The organism is Rhizobium sp. C4, assembly GCF_021026315.1.
Classification (GTDB): Bacteria; Pseudomonadota; Alphaproteobacteria; order Rhizobiales; family Rhizobiaceae; genus Ensifer_A.
On sequence record NZ_JAJNCX010000002.1, the window covers coordinates 18,421 to 38,333 of the forward strand.

Annotated in this window: 18 protein-coding genes and 2 pseudogenes; 6 read left to right on the plus strand and 14 right to left on the minus strand. The window is 60.9% G+C overall.

Features of this window, described 5'->3' with window-relative positions:
- Positions 1-10 precede the first annotated feature (10 nt).
- The 13 genes and pseudogenes from LQK84_RS03710 to LQK84_RS03770 form a co-directional block, all read right to left on the minus strand.
- Positions 11-2,083 carry a hydantoinase/oxoprolinase family protein gene (locus tag LQK84_RS03710; protein ID WP_230827306.1) on the minus strand — a complete coding sequence of 691 codons (2,073 nt, stop codon included), beginning with the start codon at positions 2,081-2,083 and terminating at the stop codon, positions 11-13.
- Positions 2,083-2,574 carry a GAF domain-containing protein gene (locus LQK84_RS03715; protein ID WP_230827307.1) on the minus strand — a complete coding sequence of 164 codons (492 nt, stop codon included), beginning with the start codon at positions 2,572-2,574 and terminating at the stop codon, positions 2,083-2,085. Before LQK84_RS03715 ends, LQK84_RS03710 begins: the two co-directional genes overlap by 1 nt.
- Positions 2,567-3,373: an ABC transporter ATP-binding protein gene (locus LQK84_RS03720; protein WP_230827308.1), complete on the minus strand. Its 807-nt coding sequence runs from the start codon at positions 3,371-3,373 to the stop codon at positions 2,567-2,569. The genes LQK84_RS03715 and LQK84_RS03720 overlap by 8 nt, the downstream gene beginning before the upstream one ends.
- Positions 3,370-4,260 carry an ABC transporter ATP-binding protein gene (locus tag LQK84_RS03725; RefSeq protein ID WP_230827309.1) on the minus strand — a complete coding sequence of 297 codons (891 nt, stop codon included), beginning with the start codon at positions 4,258-4,260 and terminating at the stop codon, positions 3,370-3,372. The genes LQK84_RS03720 and LQK84_RS03725 overlap by 4 nt, the downstream gene beginning before the upstream one ends.
- Positions 4,257-5,090: an ABC transporter permease gene (locus LQK84_RS03730; RefSeq protein ID WP_230827310.1), complete on the minus strand. Its 834-nt coding sequence runs from the start codon at positions 5,088-5,090 to the stop codon at positions 4,257-4,259. Before LQK84_RS03730 ends, LQK84_RS03725 begins: the two co-directional genes overlap by 4 nt.
- On the minus strand, positions 5,087-6,112 hold the full coding sequence (locus LQK84_RS03735) for an ABC transporter permease (protein ID WP_230827311.1): 1,026 nt from the start codon (positions 6,110-6,112) through the stop codon (positions 5,087-5,089). The genes LQK84_RS03730 and LQK84_RS03735 overlap by 4 nt, the downstream gene beginning before the upstream one ends.
- 63 nt (positions 6,113-6,175) lie before the next feature.
- Entirely contained in the window at positions 6,176-7,759 is a 1,584-nt protein-coding gene (locus LQK84_RS03740; RefSeq protein ID WP_230827312.1) for an ABC transporter substrate-binding protein, read from the minus strand.
- The gene (locus LQK84_RS03745; RefSeq protein WP_230827313.1) at positions 7,752-8,456 is read right to left on the minus strand and encodes a helix-turn-helix domain-containing protein; all 705 of its coding nucleotides are present in this window, start codon (positions 8,454-8,456) and stop codon (positions 7,752-7,754) included. The genes LQK84_RS03740 and LQK84_RS03745 overlap by 8 nt, the downstream gene beginning before the upstream one ends.
- A gap of 102 nt (positions 8,457-8,558) precedes the next feature.
- Positions 8,559-8,972 (minus strand): annotated as a pseudogene (locus LQK84_RS03750) (IS6 family transposase); the annotation flags it as partial.
- 182 nt (positions 8,973-9,154) lie between these two features.
- On the minus strand, positions 9,155-9,838 hold the full coding sequence (locus LQK84_RS03755; RefSeq protein ID WP_230827314.1) for a TetR/AcrR family transcriptional regulator: 684 nt from the start codon (positions 9,836-9,838) through the stop codon (positions 9,155-9,157).
- Positions 9,839-10,079: 241 nt separating this feature from the next.
- Entirely contained in the window at positions 10,080-10,367 is a 288-nt protein-coding gene (locus tag LQK84_RS03760) for a hypothetical protein (protein WP_230827315.1), read from the minus strand.
- A complete protein-coding gene (locus LQK84_RS03765) occupies positions 10,364-11,242 on the minus strand; it encodes a 2,3-dihydroxybiphenyl 1,2-dioxygenase (RefSeq protein WP_230827316.1) in 879 nt (292 codons plus the stop codon). The genes LQK84_RS03760 and LQK84_RS03765 overlap by 4 nt, the downstream gene beginning before the upstream one ends.
- Positions 11,243-11,251: 9 nt before the next feature.
- On the minus strand, positions 11,252-11,929 hold the full coding sequence (locus LQK84_RS03770; RefSeq protein ID WP_230827317.1) for a nuclear transport factor 2 family protein: 678 nt from the start codon (positions 11,927-11,929) through the stop codon (positions 11,252-11,254).
- A gap of 298 nt (positions 11,930-12,227) precedes the next feature.
- Here LQK84_RS03770 and LQK84_RS03775 point away from each other — a divergent pair, with 298 nt between their 5' ends.
- The 6 genes from LQK84_RS03775 (at position 12,228) to LQK84_RS03800 (ending at position 17,882) form a co-directional block, all read left to right on the plus strand.
- The gene (locus LQK84_RS03775) at positions 12,228-13,055 is read left to right on the plus strand and encodes an ABC transporter permease (RefSeq protein ID WP_230827318.1); all 828 of its coding nucleotides are present in this window, start codon (positions 12,228-12,230) and stop codon (positions 13,053-13,055) included.
- Between the two features lie 11 nt (positions 13,056-13,066).
- Positions 13,067-13,891: an ABC transporter permease gene (locus tag LQK84_RS03780; protein ID WP_230827319.1), complete on the plus strand. Its 825-nt coding sequence runs from the start codon at positions 13,067-13,069 to the stop codon at positions 13,889-13,891.
- Positions 13,888-14,691, plus strand: a complete 804-nt coding sequence (locus LQK84_RS03785; protein ID WP_230827320.1) for an ABC transporter ATP-binding protein — start codon at positions 13,888-13,890, stop codon at positions 14,689-14,691. Before LQK84_RS03780 ends, LQK84_RS03785 begins: the two co-directional genes overlap by 4 nt.
- Before the next feature lie 33 nt (positions 14,692-14,724).
- Positions 14,725-15,675 carry an ABC transporter substrate-binding protein gene (locus LQK84_RS03790; RefSeq protein ID WP_230827321.1) on the plus strand — a complete coding sequence of 317 codons (951 nt, stop codon included), beginning with the start codon at positions 14,725-14,727 and terminating at the stop codon, positions 15,673-15,675.
- A 224-nt stretch (positions 15,676-15,899) separates the two neighbouring features.
- Positions 15,900-16,700, plus strand: a complete 801-nt coding sequence (locus LQK84_RS03795; protein ID WP_230827322.1) for an SDR family NAD(P)-dependent oxidoreductase — start codon at positions 15,900-15,902, stop codon at positions 16,698-16,700.
- A gap of 171 nt (positions 16,701-16,871) precedes the next feature.
- Positions 16,872-17,882, plus strand: a complete 1,011-nt coding sequence (locus LQK84_RS03800; protein WP_230827323.1) for an SMP-30/gluconolactonase/LRE family protein — start codon at positions 16,872-16,874, stop codon at positions 17,880-17,882.
- A 522-nt stretch (positions 17,883-18,404) separates the two neighbouring features.
- On the opposite strand, the pseudogene LQK84_RS03805 reads toward LQK84_RS03800, so the two are convergent.
- Positions 18,405-19,343: pseudogene (locus LQK84_RS03805) on the minus strand (AMP-binding protein); the annotation flags it as partial.
- Positions 19,344-19,913 lie beyond the last annotated feature (570 nt).

The window sequence follows — 19,913 nt, forward strand, 5'->3', positions numbered from 1 at the left end:
CGAACGCTCCTCAAGCCTTGATGTGAATGTGGATATTGCCGAAGCCGTCGACCTCGACCCCGTTGCCGGGATGGATCACGACCGTGGTGCCGGGATCTTCGATGACGGCAGGACCTGAGAACGTCATCCCCGGCTCCAGCTTCGTTCCGTCGTAGATCGTTGCGGTGTGGATGCCTTCCAGCGCGTAGTCGACCTTGCGCTCGCCCTTGACGGCAGCCGAGACGGGTGTCGCGCTTTTCGGTTTTTCCTGCATGGTGAGCTTGCCGACTTCGGCTGAGGCCACGACATGGATGCCGACCAGTTCGACAGGGGCCTTCAGGCGATAGGTATATTCGCGCTCATAGGTTTCGTGGAAGGCAGCCTCGATCTCGGCAAGCTTGGCGTCGGAAATGTTGCTGCCGACCAGAACTTCGGTCGTGTGCTCCTGGTTCTGGTAGCGGAACTTGCCGTAGCGCAGGAACTTGACCTTGTCGGCTCCGATCCCTTCCGCACCAAACTGCTTGAGAGCCAGCGCTTCCGTTTCCGTAAACAGGCCCTCGATCACAGCCCCTGAGCCCGCCTTCAGATCGGCGAGCTTGGTCACGAAATAGTCGCGTCTGAGGTCGGACATCATCATGCCCCAGGCGGAGAAGACGGAGGCGCCGGCGGGAATGACGACCTTCTTCACGCCCAGCTCCTGGCCGAGCGCCACCGCATGCATTGCGCCGCCGCCGCCGAAGGCGACGAGGGTGAAGTCGCGCGGATCATGGCCACGATTGAGCGAGACGAGCTTCAGCGCGTTGACCATGTTGTTGTTGGCGATGCGGATGATGCCGCGTGCAGCGTCGTCCGGGTTGGTGCCCAGTTTTGTGCCAAGCTCGGAAAGGGCAGTTTCGGTCGCGGCCATATCGGCGATCACATCGCCGCCGCAGAAATAGTCGCGGTTGATGCGGCCAAGCCAGAGATTGGCATCCGTGGTCGTCGCCTTCGTGCCGCCACGGCCATAGGCTGCCGGCCCCGGCATGGCGCCGGCCGATTGCGGGCCGACATGCAGCTTGCCGAAATTGTCGACCCAGGCGATCGAACCGCCGCCATTGCCGATTTCGACGAGATCCACCACCGGCACCATGATCGGATAGCCGGCCGAGGTCTGGTTCCGCTCGATCCAGTAGTCGGTCATGATCTTGACCTGACCGCCTTCGATCAGCGAGCACTTGGCCGTCGTCCCGCCGATGTCGAGCGCCAGCACATTCTTCTCGCCGATGAGCTTGCCGAGTTCGGCCGCGCCCCAGAAACCGGAGGCCGGGCCGGATTCGACCATGGTGATCGGAATTTTCGAGACGGATTCCAGCGTATCGACGCCGCAGTTCGACTGCATGATGTAGAGGCTGCCGGCAAAGCCCTTGCCGGTCACGCCGTCCTTGAGCCGCGACAGATAACGCTCCGCGGTCGGCTGGACATAGGCTGAAAGCACGGCGGTGTTGGTGCGCTCATATTCGCGCCATTCGCGGGTGATCTGGTGTGAGGCGACGGTTGCCACCTCCGGCCAGAGCCGCTTCAGTTCGGCAAGCGTGCGCTCTTCATGCGACGGGTCGGCATAGGAATGCAGGAAGGATACGGCCACGGCCTGCACGCCCTCGGCCTTGAAGTCGGCAACAATGCCAGGCAGCGCCGAGAGATCGAGCGGACGCATTTCCTCGCCCTTGTAGCTCAGCCGACCGCCGACTTCGCGGCGCAGATAGCGCGGCACGAAGGGCTCGGGCTTCACATAATGCAGATTGAAGAAATCGGGCCGGTTGCCACGGGCGATCTCGATGGAGTCGCGAAAGCCTTCCGTCGTGATCAGGCCGACCTTGACGCCCTTGCGCTCGGTCAGCGCGTTGATGACGACGGTCGTGCCATGGGCGAGGAAGTCGATCGATTTCGGATCGACACCGCCCTTGTCGAGGACGTTCAGCACGCCCTGTTCGAAATTCGGCGGGGTCGTGTCCGACTTGGCGGTAACGATGCGCGCCTCGCCGGTCGCATGATCGGTCTCGAAGCAGACCAGATCGGTGAATGTGCCGCCGACATCGGTGGCGACGCGAATGGTCTTGCCGCTCATCACAGTGTTCCCTTCTTGGTTTCATGAAGCAACATGCAGATCGCGCCGGGCAGCTTCAGCGCCTCGGCGGCGGCCACGCGGTCCTGCGTGTAGAAGCCTTGGTCATGCAGGCAGTTGATGGTGCCGACCACAGTCCCGTCGATGATGACAGGCACGTTGATGACGGATTCGCAGCCGAGCGACTTGATCAGCTCGTGGTCATCGAAGACCTTCGCGATATCGTCGATCGTGTTGGCGACGAAGGTCTGCTTGTCGCGAAGCGTAATGTCCGACCAGACATTGTCGTGATAGGGCTTGGTGCCTGATACCGGATAGGCGTCGGGCATGTTGGAATAGACCCGTTCGGACGTTTTCGATGTCCCGCTGCTGGTCATGACCGTGAAGAGCTTCACGCCGACCAGCTCCTTCGTCAGGGCTTCCAGTGCTTCAAACGCCTTTGCCGGCTGGCCGGGTGAGGCCAGTGCGTTCAGGAATGAACCGTAGTCAGTCATGCGTCATCTCCATGATGTTCTGGCGCATCTCCGCCTCTGCGTCGCTGACGACAGGCACGGCGGAAATCAGCCGCCGTGTGTAGTCATGCGTGGGAGAGGAGAAGACGGCTTCCGTCGTGCCGATCTCGATCAAGCGCCCCCGTTCGAAGACGGCGACCCGATCGGCGATGTTGCGCACGACAGAAAGGTCGTGCGTGATGAAAACGTAGGTAAGGCCACGTTTTGCCTTGAGTTCGGCCAGTAGCCGCAAGACGCGCGCCTGGACCAGAACATCGAGCGCGGAGGTTGGCTCATCGAGAACGACAAGCTCGCTTTCGCAGGCAAGTGCGCGCGCTATGGCGACGCGCTGGCGCTGGCCGCCGGAAAGGGCGGCGGGCGACCGGCGGGCATAGTCCGGCTCCAGCCCCACTTCCTGCAGGAGCGCGCCGATGCGCTCCGCACGTTCGGCCTTCGGGCCGATATCGTGGACGTCGAGCGCCAGCCTGAGCGACGCGCCAACGGTCCGTCGCGGATTGAGCGAGGAAAGCGGGTTCTGCTGCACCAGCTGGATGGCACGGCGATGGCGCTTCTCCCGCCGCTCGGGCAGCGGTTCGCCGGCAAAGGCGATCGCGCCGGCGCTGGCGCCATAGATGCCGAGGATCATGTTGGCGATGGTCGATTTGCCGGAGCCGGATTCACCGACAATGGCCAGGCACTCGCCTTTTTCGACCGAGAAGGAGACGTTGTCGACGGCAAGTGTTCGCCGGCCGTTGGCGGCGAATTCCTTGCTGACACCACTGAGTTCGAGGATCGCGCTCATGAAAGCAGCTCCTTCTCGCTCGCGCCGGGATGGGCAATCAGCGGATCGTGGAAACCTGCCGTGTCCTCCGCAATATCGGGGATGCCGCCGCCGGTAATGCGTGGCACGGCGGCCAGCAGCGCCCGCGTATAGGGATGCTGCGGATTGGAGAAGAGCTGTTTCGTCAGGCCCTGTTCGACGATCCGGCCCTTGTAGATGACGTAGACGCGGTCGGCGAATTCGCGCACCACGCCCAGATTGTGCGAGATGAAGAGCACGGACGTTCCGTGCTGCTCGACCAGATCGGACATCAGCTTCAACGTCTGCGCCTGCACCGTCACGTCGAGCGCGGTGCCGGGTTCGTCGGCCAGCAGCAGGGACGGATTATTGGCGAGCGCCATGGCGATCATGACGCGCTGGTTCATGCCGCCGGAAAGCTGGAATGCGTAGCTGTCGAGAACGCGCTCCGGCTCGTTGATGGAAACATCGGCAAGGGCCGTTATGGCCTTCATGCGCGCTTCCGCGTCGCTGATCGCCGGATTGGCGCGTGCCAGCACTTCGCGGAACTGGGTGAAGATCGGATAGACCGGGTTCAGCGACGAGGTCGGGTCCTGGAAGATCATCGACATGCGCGTGCCGCGCAGGTGGTGGCGGTCGCGCGGCTTCAGCTTGTCGAGATCGATGCCTTCGAAGGTGAGCCCACCGGAAATGCGCGCCGAGCTCATCTCCTGCAGCATGCCGAGCACGATGCGAGCCGTCACGGACTTGCCGGAGCCGGATTCGCCAACCAGCGCGACCCGCTCGCCCTTGCCGATATGCAGCGAGATACCATGCAGCACCTCGATCATGCCCGACCAGAGCTTGAAGCCCAGCTTGAGATTTTCGATTTTCAGCGTCGGGGCGGTCATTGGTCGCCTCCCAGGATTTCGCGCAGCGCGTCGCCGATCAGGTTGAAGCCGAAGACGGCAAAGAGGATCGCAAGGCCGGGGAAGACGGTGAGCCACCAGCTGTCCGGCAGATATTTCGCGCCATCGGCGACCATGGAGCCCAGGTCCGGCGTGGGCGGCTGCACACCGAGCCCGAGGAAGGAGAGGGAGGAGGCAATGAGAATGACGAAGCCGAAATCGAGCGTCATCTTGGTGACGATGGACGGTACGCAGTTTGGCAGGATTTCGCGGAACATGATGTGCAGCTTCGAAGCGCCGATGACCTCGGCCGCCAGCAGATAGCCTTCCTCGCGCTCCGACCGCGTGATCGAATAGACAAGCCGCGTGTACCAGGGCCACCACATGGCGGTGACGGCGATCATGCCATTGGTCAGCGTCGGTTCCAGCAGGCCCATGATCGACATGGCGAGCACCAGCGGCGGGATCGACAGGAAGATATCTGTGATGCGCATCAGCCCATACTCCGTCCAGCCGCCGAGATAGCCGGCTGTCAGCCCGATGGAGACGCCGATCGGCACGGCGATGATGAGCACGACGGCGGCAAGAATCAGCGAAACGCGATAGGCATAGACGACGCGGGTGAAGAGATCGCGGCCGACGAGGTCGGTGCCGAAGATGTTCGGCCAATGCGGCGGCTGGTTGAAATTGGTGAAATCGACGACCGCGCCGACATGTTCGGGAAAGGGCGTGATGAAATCCGCGAAGATGGCCGCAAGGACGATGATCGTCACCAGAATGAGACCGAGAAGCGACAGCGGATTGCGGGTCAGGATGAGGAGCGTCTTCTTCATGCCGGGCGCTCCGAGAGGCGGATGCGCGGGTTCACGACCGAGACCAGCAGATCGACGATAATGTTCACGATCAGGAACATCGCCGAGATGATCAGCACCGTGCCGACAATGGCGTTCAGGTCTTTGCGCAGGATCACGGCGACGCCGTATTTCGACAGGCCCGGCCAGGCGTAGACGGACTCGACCAGGAACGCATTGCCCAGCATGGCGGCGAAGTCGAGCCCGATAATCGTCAGCGACGGGATGAGCGAGGGGCGGAAGGCGTAGCGATTGGCAATGCGCCGCGCCGAAAAGCCATAGGCTTCGACCATTTCGATATAAGGCTTGTTGTAGGTCTCGACCATGTTGGAGCGGACAAGGCGCGCGGCCTGACCGATGCCGGACAGCGCCAGCGCGAAGGCCGGCAGGATCAGATGCCACAGTGCATCGCCGAAGGCGCGGATATTGCCGCTGATCAGCGTGTCGAAGAGGAGGAAACCGGTGATCGGCTGGAAGCCAGACCCGTCGGAGAGACGCCCCGCCACGGGGAAGATCGGCACGAAATAGGCAAAAACAAGCATGAGGATGACGGCCCAGACAAAGCCGGGGGCCGAGACGCCGAGCAGCGTCACCAGCCGGATCGTGTGGTCGATCCATGTGCCGCGATAGCGTGCCGAGAGAACGCCGAGCGGAATGCCAAGCATCACCATCATCAGCCCGGAGACGAACACCAGCTCCAGCGTTGCCGGCAGGAAGTCGGCAATGTCACGGGTGACGGCCCGGTTCGTGTAAAGCGAGATGCCGAGATCGCCATGGAACAGGTCGGCGATGAAATAGCCGTATTGGGCAATGATGCTGTCATTGAGATGCAGCTTGTCCCGCAGCACCGCCACGGCATCGGCAGTCGCGTTCGGGCCCAGCGCAATGCGGGCCGGGTCGCCGGGAATGATCCGGGCGATGGCGAAGATCAGGATCGAAACGCCGATCAAAACGACAAGCGACGTCGCGAGCCGCCTCGCAAGGATGCGGACAATAGCTGGCATGGCAAAATTCCGGTTCAAGGTGTTACCGGGCCGGCATCACGGCCGGCCCGGGCAATCATCCACTCAGTCTTTCACTTCGATCAGACGGAAGGAGAAGCCGAAGCCGGCAAGGCCGAACGCCTTCTTCGGATCGGACAGCGCCGGCGCGGTGACGCGCTTGCTGGCGGCAAAGACGGCCGTCTGGTCCTGCGCGAAGATCGTCGGCGCGAGTTCCTTCAGCCGCTTGTTCAGCTCCTGATAGATCGCGGCGCGGTCCGCCTCGGGTGCAGCACGGCCCTTGTCGAGCAATTCGTCAACCTTGGCGTCCTTCAGATATTCGGGCGACATCCAGGTGCCGGCGGCGCTGGAATGGTACATGCCATAAAGCAGCGTGTCCGGGTCGCCGGTGACCGAATTGACGAAGACCTGCGAGACGTTCGGCGTGTTTTCTGGCTTCGTCACCATTTCCGTGAACAGCGCCCACGGAACCTTCTTCACTTCGGCCTTGACGCCGATTTGCGAAAGATTGGCCTGAAGCAGCAGCGCGAAACGCTCCTCAAGGGGCACTTCGCCGATCCAGGACAGTTCGACCTTCATGTCGGCCGGCTTGTACTTGCACTTGGCGAGATGTTCCTTCGCCTTGGCCAGATCCTGCTTGATCACATCGGCTTCGGGCAGAGAGCCGAGCATGCCGACCGGCAGCGCGCCGGTGGAGGGGCTGCCCTGCGCCACCTTGTCCTTGATTGCCACCATCTTGATGCCGGCGGAATAGTCGAAGGCATAGGAGACGGCGAGGCGGCATTCGGGATCGTCAAACGGTGCCTTGGCCGTGTTGAGCTTGATGTAGAATTCCGATGTGCCCTTTTCGGTAAACAGCTGTGCGCCATCGCCGGCCAGCGCCTTGAGGACTTCCGGCGGCAGCCATTGCGAGGAGATGTCGTGCTTGCCCTGGGTGATCAGCGTGCGGACGGTCGCGGCTTCGAGGCCGTATTTGAAGTCGACCTCGTCGGGTGCCGCGGCAGGAATGCCGAGGAAATAGGCCGGGTTCTTCTTCATGATCGTCTCGGACTGCGGATTGTGCGAGACGACCGTGTAAGCACCGGTGCCGGCGGCATGGGTATCAAGCCAGGCCTGTCCCCAGTCCTTCATCTCGCCATCGCCCTTGTCCAGATGCTCCATGACGAGCTTCTTGTCGACGATTGGCAGGCGCACCAGCGAGGCAATGAAGGGGGCGGAGGGCTTTTTCAGCGTGAACTTCACCGTGGACGCGTCAACGGCTTCTGCCTTGTCGACATCGGTGAAAAGGTAGGAGAGGCCCTGGCCGATCGCCTTCATGCGGTTGAGCGAGAAGACGACATCGTCGGCCGTCATCGGATTGCCGCTCTGGAATTTCACATCCTTGCGCAGCTTGAATGTGTAGGTGCTGCCTTCCGACGTCCAGCTTTCGGCAAGCATCGGGTCGAAGCCGGTCGCGCCCTGCTTCGGCATGACGAGCGTGTCATACATGTTGAACATGAGGATGGAGTCGGCATAGTCGGTCGCCTTCGCGGGGTCGAGTTCGCCGATCGGGGATTCATCAAGTCTGAGGACGCCACCGGCGGCGGCGTAACCGTGAATGGAGGCAGCGGCAAGCAAGGCCGCAGCAAGTGTGGTCAAGCGCTTATTCATTGTCGGTTCCCTTTTTGGATTTTGAAGGTTTCGGCGCTTTTCGCCGGTCTGCAGCCCTTGTTATGACCAGGCTGGTATTGGGGTCGCCCGAGGGTTCTCCGTCGCCGAAGACATCCATCGTGCAGGTGTGAAAAATCAGCGTCGGTTCCGTCGTATGGTTCCAGGTGGCGTGGACGACGGTGGACGGGAAATGGGCGGTGTCGCCCGGGTTCAGGATCGTGCGCGCGCCATCGAGCTCGATGGTCAGTTCGCCTTCGAGGATGAAATAGATTTCCTCGCCTTCATGCGACATGGGCTCGCTGCGGAACCCCGGCGGCTCATGGATCAGCGTGCTGCGCAGGATGTTGCCGGGGAAGGAAGCCGAGAGCCGCTCATAGGTCAGCTTGTTGTCGGCAAGCCCGGTGAGCCCGAAGGCCTGACGGCTCTGCTTTCTGGTAATCGGCTGGTCGTTTTTAGGCGGCGTGAAGAACGAACCCGCGTCCATTTTCAGCACCCGGCAGACGGAGATCAGCGAGGTCAGAGACGGAACCGTAATGCCGCGCTCGATCTGCGAGATAAACCCGACGGAAAAGCCTGACGCGTCCGCCACGTCCTGAAGCGTGAGCTTCAAGTCCTTGCGGCGATTACGCAAACGGATTCCCATCGGGCTGAGTCCGTCATCGGACTCGCCCGTTTCGGCGAGCGTCTTTGGGGTCATTTTTGTTCCCGTTTTTTAGTATTACTTCAATAGTGCACGTTTCCCGAAAGCCGTCAACGATTTTTAGTATGGCTAAAATTCACTGCTGAAATACGAGACGGGAATGGCACGCGGCACATGCCCCTGGCCTTTGAGAGGCTTTCGCATCAGGCGTTTGGCGGCCTTGGTATTTCGGCGGCTCTGCACCAGCACTTCGAGAACGAAGCCATCCTGATCGACAGCCCGCCACAGCCAGTGTTTCTTACCGCCAAGGGAGATGACGACTTCATCGAGGTGCCATTTGTCGCCGAGCTTTCCGGCTGAGCGTTGCCGGATGTCATGCGCAAAGTGCCGACCAAATTTCTCGGCCCAAAGGCGCACCGTCTGATGTGAAACGTTGATCCCTCGCGCCGCCAGCAGGTCTTCAACCATCCGCAGACCGAGTGGAAAACGAAAATAGAGCCACACATCATGGGCAATCACTTCGGCTGGAAACCGGTGGCGGCGATAAAGGCGATCACGAGTGACTTGGGTCATGTTGAAAGATCGCACAGGCCGATCGCCGGCGGGTCAACTTTACGGTGCCCTATGAGGCCATGTGACCTCGAAAAGGACCATAACCCCGGCAAGGACAAAGCAGACTTGATCAAGTCCCGCAGCTAGAGGGCCGATTTACCGGCGGTGTTATTTCCGGAGAGGACGCGCGGATCGGGGTGCGATCAGGCTGTTTCGAGCGCCCTGAGGCCGGCAAGCGAAAATTTCAGCAGCAGCTGATAGGTCACGTCCAGGTCCTCGCCCTTGAACTTGCCGGAAGACAGGGTATCGACGCGGCGGTTTTTCGAGACTGTCTGCACCATCAGGATCAAGACGAAAGAGAAGCCGCGGACAAGGTTCTCCTCGGGGACATGCGGTAGCAGCAGTTTCAGCTGGCCAAGGTAAAGATTTGCCGTCTCGTCGAAATTCGTCCGCAGGTGGTCGAGCCAGCGTTCGTTGGACGAGAGCTTGGCCAGCAGCATCAGATAGGCCTGCCAGCCATCGTCCTCACTCTGCATCTGCTCGAAAAGCGGTCTTATGAAGGTTTCGAGAAGGGTCTCGACCGTCATCCCGCCGCGATCGACCAGCGCCGCCAGCCGCTCACGGCGGATGCTGTTGAGAACGTTAGCCCGTCGGGCAACCACTTCGGTAAAAAGGTTTTCCTTTGTGCCGAAATGATAGCTCGCCAGTGCGAGCGTCACCTCCGCCTCATTGGTGATATCACGCAGCGACACCGCATCGAATGATTGCTGGCCGAACAGCTTTTCAGCCGCGGCCATGATCTTCTCACGCGTCTGGTCGCCGTTCGATCGTGTCTGTATGGACTTTCCACCGCGCTTTTTCATGTTTCCCCAGCCGATCCGCGTCATCCGCGACCTTCCCGATTTCAAGCAGTTTGCTAACTGCAAATCAACCAGACCACCCATCAATGCAATGGATACGGCAATTTATACCCGGGCACTTTACCTTGTCTGGTTGATTGCATGGCCAAATAATAAGCTCAGGCAAGCGTATTCTGGGCGCGCTGCTTCAAGGTTGGAACGGGAAGATGGCGGTAACCGAAGGCCCGCCCCTGACATGCGGGCCATCGGAATGCTTGGGAGGCCGATCTCAGGTCTCGATGTCGCCGAGTTTCAGACCCTTGAGACGCTCGACATAGTCCAGCATGAACTGAAAGCTCCAGCCGCCGTTCACCTGAATGGCGAAAGAGTAGAGCAGGAATGGATGGGCACCGAGCGAGAAGATGGCCCTGATATCCTTCCCCGCCAGAGCCGAACGCTCTGCCTCGGTGAGTTCTTCAGCGGCGAGTTGAGGCATGGGATCCGCGTCGAAATGTGTCCTGTAGGCCGGGTCACGACCATAGGTCCAAAGCACCTTGTCGATGGCATAACGGGTCATGCGCGCTCTCCCTTCAGGGTGGCCTCGTTCCAGTGGAGGAAGGCGCATGCCGGCTGCGCCGTGGTCGCCACCAATTCTGCAAAGCTTGGCTTGGAGCCGCGCGCCAGACCAAGGGCAAAGACATAACCGAGAAAACCGGGCGTTCCATTACCGATCGCATAGAGCTGGTCCCAGGTGCTGCGCTCGACGATGCCGTCGACATCGTTTTTCTGGATCAGGGACCACATGGTGCGATCCCATTCGGTCTCGGGTTCCTGCAGACTGCGCATCATGCCTGGACCGCCGACACTGTTCGACATATGCCCCGTCGCAATGACGGCTACGCGCTTGTCGCTACCATCATCTTCGATGGCCTCGGCTACGATGTTGCCCACCTGCCGGTAGCGCCAGCCCGGTGGGACCGGCGGCGCCAGCAGGTTGATGAACAGCGGCACGACCGGCAGGTCGCCCTGCGGGCGCAGGAAGTCGAGCGGAATCGTGAAGGAATGATCGGCGATGAACTCGTCCGAATAGGAGAAGTCGACACCGCGTTCCAATCCGCCCTTCAGAATTTTGCGGGCAAGCGCGCCGTCGATCGGCAGATCGCTTTCCTTGAGGCCCCAGGATCCCGTTTCCGCGGGGAAGGGGCCCTTGAGACGGCTGGCCTTGCCGACCATGAAGGTCGGCATGTTGTTCATGAACCACTGCCCGAAGTGGTCGGAGCCGACCACAACGATCGCATCCGGCGCGGCCTTCTCAAGCTCGAGCCGGAGGGTTTCCATGTGGGCGAGGGCCGGCAAGGCGCCGGGATCTGCCTTGCCCAGTGCCGCAAGGCGCTGGGAAATCGGCAGGGTCGGGTCATGCGGGACCGCGGTGAGGCTGACAATACGTGCCATGACGCAGGCTCACAGATAGATGCGGACGGCGTGCAGGCGTCCCGGGTTGGAACTGCGCTGATAGAGGGCAATCGCGGGACGGCCGCTGGGCATATAGACCTCGCCAACACAGGTCTTTCCGTCGTCGGTGAACTGGCAGTAGCGGACCTGGATGCCGGTTCTGCCCATCATCTTGGAGAAATCCTGGCGCAGTTCCTCCCGCCCCTTGAAAGTTTCGCCATTGGAATGGCGGAAATAGCCGTCCGTGTCGAACAAATCGAGGACATCTTCGAGCCGGTTCTCGCCCAGTGCCTTGAAATAGGTGAAGAGGACATCCTCTTCCGAAGTCCAGGGATGGATACTCTCGACAACCTCAAGGATCGGCCCTCTATCTTCAACGAGGTGGTGGTCCGAATAGACCCGCACCACGGAACCGCCGGTGCCGTTGCTCTCGAACATGAAGCCGACCGGAAGATAGGGCCTGCTGCCGTCGCTGGGGATGAAGTGATATTCCTCAAGGCGTCGGGTGCCGGCCTCCGTCGCACCCTGGAAGCGGATTTCGCTCCACAGCGCGTTGCCGGGCCACAGCTTGCTGGAGGCCTCAAAGGTTGCGGCATCGCTGTCGCCCGTGAACATGTCGTTGACCCGATCCTGAAGCCGCAGCTTTCCGATCAATGCGTCACATGCACTCAATTCCTTGCCACTCATTTCATCCTCCCAATATCGGTGTAGCACGCGCACTATAACTTGGTTGGTCGTTCAGTCAATATAGAGTTCCGAACGATCGCCATTTGAGCATAGGATGCCTTCTTCGATATCGGAGCGCATGCGGTCGCCATGTCCTGCAGGTCTTACACGAGGGCATCCTTTAATGGCGGCGAACCAAGGCGCGGGCTTCTGAAGGTACCCGAGACACGCTGCCCGCTTTGCCCAATCGCGCAAGGGCACTTGACAACGGGCAGATCGACTGAAATTAATTGTACGATCAACCAATAAAGAAAGTGACATGATGCTGTGTGATGAGCCCGGCATCGGACGCTTCCGGTCGGAGGGGGACGCGGAAATGGGTGAGGGGTTTCGTCTATTCATCTGGCAGGGGGGCGTCGTCCTGTTCCTTGTCGCCATCTGGGCGTTGGGGAACGCAACGGGTCTCATCGATATGGCGATCCTGCCGCCTGTCCAGATCGTCGGGTATCAGATCGCTGCGGTTCTGGTACGTCCGGAATTTGCTGCGGCCATGGGGCATACGATTTTCGATGCCCTGCGCGGACTGCTCATCGGGTCGATCCTGGCCATCCCAGCGGGGATCCTGATCGGCATGTTCCCGGCGGTTGAGCGCGCAACGCGCATGCTCATCGATTTCGGGCGTTCCTTTCCGGTGATCGCGCTGCTGCCGATCCTGGTTCTGCTGTTTGGCGCCACGTCGGAAATGAAGGTCGTCGCCATTGCCATCGCCTGCTTCTTCCCGGTTCTGATCCAAACGATTTCCGGAGCCCGGCGTCTTGATCGGACCATTGTCGACACGATCAGAAGCTACCGGATTCCGGCGCATCTGCGCTTCTTCAAGGTGCTGCTGCCGGCCGCGGGACCCTATATCAGCACAGGTCTTCGCATCGCGACCACCGTTTCCATTCTCGTATCCGTCGGCGTCGAGATCGTGAGCCTGACGCCGGGGATCGGGCGGGAGATTTCACTCGCCCGCAGCTACAACGAGACGCCGACGGCCTTCGCCTACATTTTCTTCGCCGGTCTTCTCGGCGTGTTCCTGACCTTTCTGTGGGATCGACTGGAAGCACGCCTTCTCGGCTGGCACTTGCGGTCCACGGCGGAATAGGAGGGATGTTCGTGCGTTACGTCTTCGTTGATATTTTCATCGACCTCCTGCGGTCGATCTGGCTGCCGGCATGTCTGGTTCTCCTGTGGCTCTATGCTTCCAGCGGCTCGACTTCCATCTATTTTCCGCCGCTTGCCGACATCGTCGCCACACTGGTTGGTGAAATCGTCCACGGCGATCTTGTTCGCCATCTGCTTCTCAGCCTGTCCAACCTGGCAGTCGGCATGGCTTTCGCGATCGTTTTCGGCGTGGCATGCGGCCTCGTCATCGGTCGGGCCGAGACATGGCGCAGGATCTGGTCGCCAACGCTGAATTTCCTGCGCGCGGTGCCGCCCGCCGCCATCGTGCCGATCATCATCATAGCGCTCGGCGTGGGAGCCGCGCCGAAGATATTCGTGATCGCGCTGGGCAGTTTCTGGCCCATCCTGCTGAACACGATCGACGGCGTACGGGGCACCTCAACCGCACTGATCGAGACGGCGCGCGCCTACCGTATCCCGTCCTTTCTCTTCATCTTCCGCGTGGCTCTGCCCGCCGCCTTGCCGCAGATCATGGCCGGCATCCGGGTCGCGCTGGCGGTCGGGCTGGTGCTGATGGTGATATCGGAGTTCTTCGGGGCGGAGGCGGGCATCGGGTTTTACATCACCGACGCTTCCACCCGCTTCGCAATCCAGGAAACGTGGGCCGGAACTCTGCTTGTCGGAGCGATGGGCTACGTTCTCAGCTCACTTTTCCTGCAACTCGAGCGGCGGCTCCTCTTCTGGTACTTCCAGGAAGACGGGCAAGCCGCCACCAAACGCAAGGGCCGACGTAACAAGGTCGGAGGAGGACAATGAACATCATGACCCCCGTGAAGCCTCCAATGCCTGCACGAGCAAAATCGCTGTCCGTTGAAGGTCTGAGCAAAAGCTATTGCAATATCAATGTCTTGTCCGATCTTAATCTGCGGGTTGAGCCCGGCGAGGTGATTTCCATCGTTGGCCCTTCCGGAGCCGGCAAGACGACGCTTTTGCGTTGCCTGTCGGGCCTGATGCCGCCGACATCCGGCGGGGTGAAAGTCGGCGACGAGCAGGTGCGAGAGCCGGTCGCCGAGATTGGCCTTGTATTTCAGGACTATCGCGGCTCGATGCTGCCCTGGATGCGCGCCGTGGAAAACGTTGCCTTTCCCCTGCAGGGCAAGGGCGTGCCGAAAGCGGAGCGTCTGGCCCGTGCGCATGCATGCCTGGCGGACGTTGGCCTGCCGGGCGTCGGCGAACGTTATCCTTGGCAAATGTCCGGCGGTATGCAGCAGCGCGTGGCGATCGCCCGGGCGATTGCCTACGACGCCCATATCCTGCTGATGGATGAGCCCTTTGGCTCTCTCGATGCCCAGACGCGCTTCGATCTCGAAGATCTGGTTCTGTCGCTGCGCAAGCAGCTTGCCATTTCCATCGTCGTCGTCACGCACGACATCGACGAAGCCGTCTATCTGGCCGATCGCGTGATCGTTCTCTCTGGCCATCCGGCGACCGTCATCGACAACGTCGATATCGAGCTTGGTGCAAACCGGGACCAGATCACCACCAAGGCCGACCCACGCTTTGCCCAATACCGGAGCCGGATACTCGAACAGATCCGGCGGCCCCCGGCCGCATGACTGACCATAACTGAGGAGGAGAGAATGAAAAACATGACTAGCAGAAGGTATGTTCTGGGAATGGCTGCGGCCGTTCTTGCAGCGGGAATCCTGCCGGGAACCATGGCCCAGGCAGCAGAGACGGTCGTCCGCGTCCTGCGGTCGCCGGTCGGCACCTTTCAAGGACTGTATATTGCTGAGCAGCAGGGTTACTTTAAGGAAGCCGGGCTGAAAGTCGAAATCACCGTAGGCGGAGCGCCCTCGCAGAATATCGCACAGCTGCAGGCCGGCCAGACCGACCTCATCATGTCGGGTTCATTCGACGTCGTGACGGCTGCAGCAAGGGGGCTGCCGGTGCTCGCCGTGCTGAACACGCAGGATCAGGGCGATGTGCCGACGACCGGTTTGCTGGTTCCGCCTGCAAGCACGATCAAGACGGTCGCGGACCTGAAAGGCAAGGCGGTGGGCCTACCCGGTGGCGCCCAGAGCACGCAGGGGCTGATGCTTTTCAGGGTGCTGGAAAAAGTCGGGATGACGAAGGACGACGTCCGTGTCGTTAACCTGCCTTTCGATGCGATGATCGAGAGTGCCGAGCGCGGAAGCGTAGATGCGATCGTACCGATCGGCATGTTCTACTCCCTGGCAGAGGCCAAGAAATTCCGCGTCATCGATGGTGTCTATCCGGAGATCAAGGGAAGCCCGGCTGTGATCTTCGTGTCGTCCAAGAGCTTCGTGACCGAAAAGGCAGACGCGATGAAAGGCTTTGTCGCCGCCATGCTGAAGGCTTACGACTACGGCAACGCGCATCCGGATGTGATCCGCGAGATCGATGCGGCGCAGACCAAAATGCCGCCGGATTACATCAAGACCCGCTATATCGCGCCATTCACCGGGGCTTTCCAAAGAGAGATCTGGGTGAAGGCGGCGGCAGACATGCATCGCTTCGGCTTCATTCCGAAGGCCGTGACGGAAGCCGACTTCATTTGGTCCGGCGCTCCAAAGTGACGCAATGAGATGGAACGGGCCGCACCGCTTCAGGTGCGGCCCGTTCACAGGTCATACGCCAGTCCGCGATCCAGTTGCGACCCGCGCCAAGCGGCAATCCGGCCATCAGCGCTGCGGCGCCGGAGGTTGCGATCTTCAATGGCCAAAGGGCGGCTGGCCCCAGACGCGCAACCCTGCCGGCCTCGAATCGCTGGCGTTCCCCGATCAGCCCCAAGGAAATGCCCATGACCCCATCGCTCGACGGCAAGGATTACCGAATGATGTTCAGCCTCAAGGGCCGAACATCGCTTGTCACGGGTGCCTGTGGCGGGCTCGGCTCGGCAATCGTCGATCTTTTTGCCTCTGCCGGTGCGCGGCTTATCCTGTCCGATATCGTCGAGCCGGCACTCGCCGACAGGCTTGCCGCAATCAATGCGCCGCGCTCGGGCCATGCATCACTTCCTCTCGACCTTTCGGATCTTTCCGCTGTCAGGGCACAGATGAGGGCGCTGGTGGCTCGAGGCGACGTGCCAGACAGTCTCATCCTGAATGCCGGCATGCAAGGTCCGGCTGGTCCGATCGGCGAAGTCAGCCAGGATGACTGGGATCGGGTCATGACGGTCAACCTCGCCAGCGCTCATGCGATCTGTTCGGAGCTCTTGCCCGCGATGGCGGAGAGGGGCGGCGGCTCAGTCATCTTCATGGCCTCCATTGCGGGGTTGCGCGGCAACAAAGCGATCGGCCTCTATGGCCTGACCAAGGCCGCGCTCTCTCAATTCGCGCGCAACCTCGCGGTCGAATGGGGTCATCGAAATATCCGCGCCAATGCGATCGCGCCGGGTCTCACGCGCACGTCGCTCGCGCGCGATTTGATGGCGGACGCGGCCTTCATGGAGCGTCGCCTGGCAATGACCCCGCTCCGCCGCGTTGGCGAACCTGAGGAGATTGCCGCAACGGCCCTCTATCTCTCCAGTCCGGCCGGCGCCTTTGTGACGGGTCAGACGATTGTCGTGGACGGCGGCACGGTGATCACCGACGGCGGCTGAGGGTTGGACAAGAACCCTGGCTTCAGACCCTCAGCCTTGCCGCGCACCAGCGTCGAGTGGATCGACGAGAGGCTTGTGTTGAGCAGCGCGACCACGCAACGCGTTGACAAGAAAATCGAAAAAGTATTTGGTCGAACGTATGACTAATTAAACTGCAGCAGGAGTGCTCCCATGTCGAACCCACTCAAAGGCTTCACGGTCGACCGTGCCGACATCCGTTTCACGGGGCGTGACCTGCAGCGCCCGGAATGCATTCTGGCGGAGCGCGACGGCACCCTGTGGTCAGCGGACGCGCGAGGAGGCGTGATGCGGATCGCGCCGGACGGCAGCCAGGAACTCATTGTACAGACGGGTCTCGAACAGGTCGGCGGCGGCTCCTTCGAAGACCGCTATGTCAACACGCAGGGCAGTCTGCCGAATGGTTTGGCATTTGATGCCGAGGGCAATTTTCTCATCGCCAATTTCGGCACGGACCGCCTGGAATTCATGCGGCGAAATGGTGAAAGCAAGGTCCTGCTCGACCAGATCGACGGCCGACCGCTCGGCAAGGCCAATTTCGTCACCCGTGACAGCAAGGGTCGCCTCTGGCTGACGGTCACGACGCAGATGATCCCGTGGACGGACCACGTCAAGACGAACAGCCGCGACGGCTATATTGCGCTGATTGACGACAAGGGCGTGCGCATTGTCGCTGATAATCTCTGCGGCACGAACGAGTTGCGTTTCGACGCAAGGGAAGAATGGCTATATGTCGCGGAAACGACCTCCCGTAATGTCACGCGTTTCCGCGTGAATGACAATGGCGACCTGACCAACCGGGAGATTTACGGTCCCAGCAATGTTGGCGGCTTCTGCGACGGCATCGCGTTCGATGTGTATGGCAATCTCTGGTCGACGCTCATCATGACCGATCGGCTGATCGCCATCACGCCCGAAGGCGACTTGCTGACCATCCTGGATGACGGCAACCCGGAAAAGACCGCAGAGCTCGACCGCGCCTGGGAAGAGGGCCGCGTCACGCCTGACATCATGGGCGCCGCCACCGGCACGCTGTGCCCATGGATGGCGAGCCTCACGTTCGGCGGACCGGATCTGAAAACCGTGTATCTCGGATCTCTCCGCGGCGACCGCATCCCTTACTTTCGCAGTCCCGTCGCCGGGTTGCCGCTGATCTACTGGTAAGGACGGTCTGCACCCTCGCGGCGAGGACATGGTCCCGATCCGTCGTCGAGACTATCGATAAAGCGAACTCTCAAGTGTTTTCAAGTCGCTGGGGTTTGGGTTTGGGAGGATCGTCGGTTCCAATCCCTTCAAGGCGCCAACCCGAGCTGTTAGTTCAACATAGGCCATTTCACTTATCCAGCTTTCAGTGTGCCAAAGCAGGCGGTAGGGCAACAATCGATCGGGAGGCAAGCTGTCAGCGCATCCGCCTGCACAGGTGACTAGTTCGATTATGGTAAGGAAGCTGGATCAGCCATGTTCGGCGATCGGAACGGATGTAATTGGCTACACTCACCCAAACGTGAAACACCGCCCTGGATATCTGCCGAGTACATGGCTGCAGGCGTCTGGAACGCTTGAATGTTCAAGGTCTTGTGCAAAAGATCTTCGGTAAGCGCGGGCAATCAGGCGTATGTTGCTTCAAATCTGCTCCAGATCGGCCACTGTCGATCCGGAGCAGCCGGCTGCGCTTAAGCGTAAAGCCTAAAGGGCATTCATCACTGGCTGCTTGAGCCTGAATCTCTGGATCTTGCCGGATTCGGTCTTGGGCAGTTCCTTCACGAATTCGATGGCGCGCGGGTATTTGTAGGGCGCGATCGTTGACTTGACGTGAAGCTGCAGCAGTTCGACCGTCGGATCGGCGGGGATCGCCTGTTCGGCCAGAACCACATAGGCCTTGACGATCTGCCCGCGCGCCTCGTCGGCAACGCCGATCACGGCACATTCCCGGACATAAGGATGCGCCAGAAGCGCTGCCTCCACTTCCGGTCCGGCGATGTTGTAGCCGGCAGAAACGATCATGTCGTCATTGCGGGCGGCGAAGTGGAAATAGCCGTCTTCGTCCTGAATGAAGGCATCACCCGTGACGTTCCAGCCATCGCAGACATAGTCGGTCTGGCGATAGTCGGCGAGATAACGGCAGCCGACCGGGCCGCGCACTGCGAGCCGTCCGACCGTTCCCCGCGGCAGCTCGTTCATGTTCTCGTCGACCACCTTCGCCTCGTAGCCGGTCAGCGGCTTGCCGGTGCAGCCGGGCTTGTAGTCCTCGAGCCGGTTGGAGATGAAGATGTGCAGCATTTCGGTGGCGCCGATACCATCGAGGATCGGCTTGCCGGTGCGCTTCACCCATTCCTCGAAGACAGGTGCTGGCAGCGTCTCGCCGGCAGAGACGGCAATGCGCAGCGACGAGAGATCGACGCCCTCGTTCATCGCAGACAGCATGGCGCGATAGGCGGTCGGCGCGGTGAAGGAGATCGTCGCCTTGTATTTGCGGATGATCTCGATGAGGTTCGGCGGGGTCGCGTTTTCGATGAGCGCCGCGCAGGCGCCGAAGCGCAGCGGGAAGATGGCAAGGCCGCCAAGCCCGAAGGTGAAGGCGAGAGGCGGCGAGCCGTCCAACAAGACTTCCTGCGCGGCGGCATCGGGGTCAGCTACAGGCTCGGCAATGGCGACGGGTTGATCATGCTCAACACCTCCAACCAGACCGGCCGGAATACGACGTGGCTCTCAGCCAGTTATCGCGTGACGTTCTGAACGCGGTGCACGCTTTCACTCAATTTGTCCGACAAGGACCTTTCAGAAAAGTTCGCGACAGAGCCCTGACAGGACGTATGCACCTATTGCAACGAGCTTGCGCCAGACGCCACTGACTCATCCATTCCGCTGTGGCAACCAGTGGCTTGGCGCATTGCGCGCTGAGCTATCGGGAGGAGCAATGACAAACTCGCAGAGCGTGACGGAATACTTCATTGCTGGCCCTCAGTCGCTCCAAAGCATTGCTGCCGGGACCAACCGCCACGGCGCTCGTTTCAGGCGAACAGGCGGCAAGTCGGTCTCGTCAAGGCGCCGCTCCGCGACTTTGAGGTCATCCATCACACGAGCTGCGGGACTGCGGTGCGGCCATCACCTTCGCTGCCAGCAGGCCCGAGCGCAAACGCCTTTCGCCGACATTGCGCGGCGGCTTCAGCAACTGAACGCTGCAGCAGTTCGCAC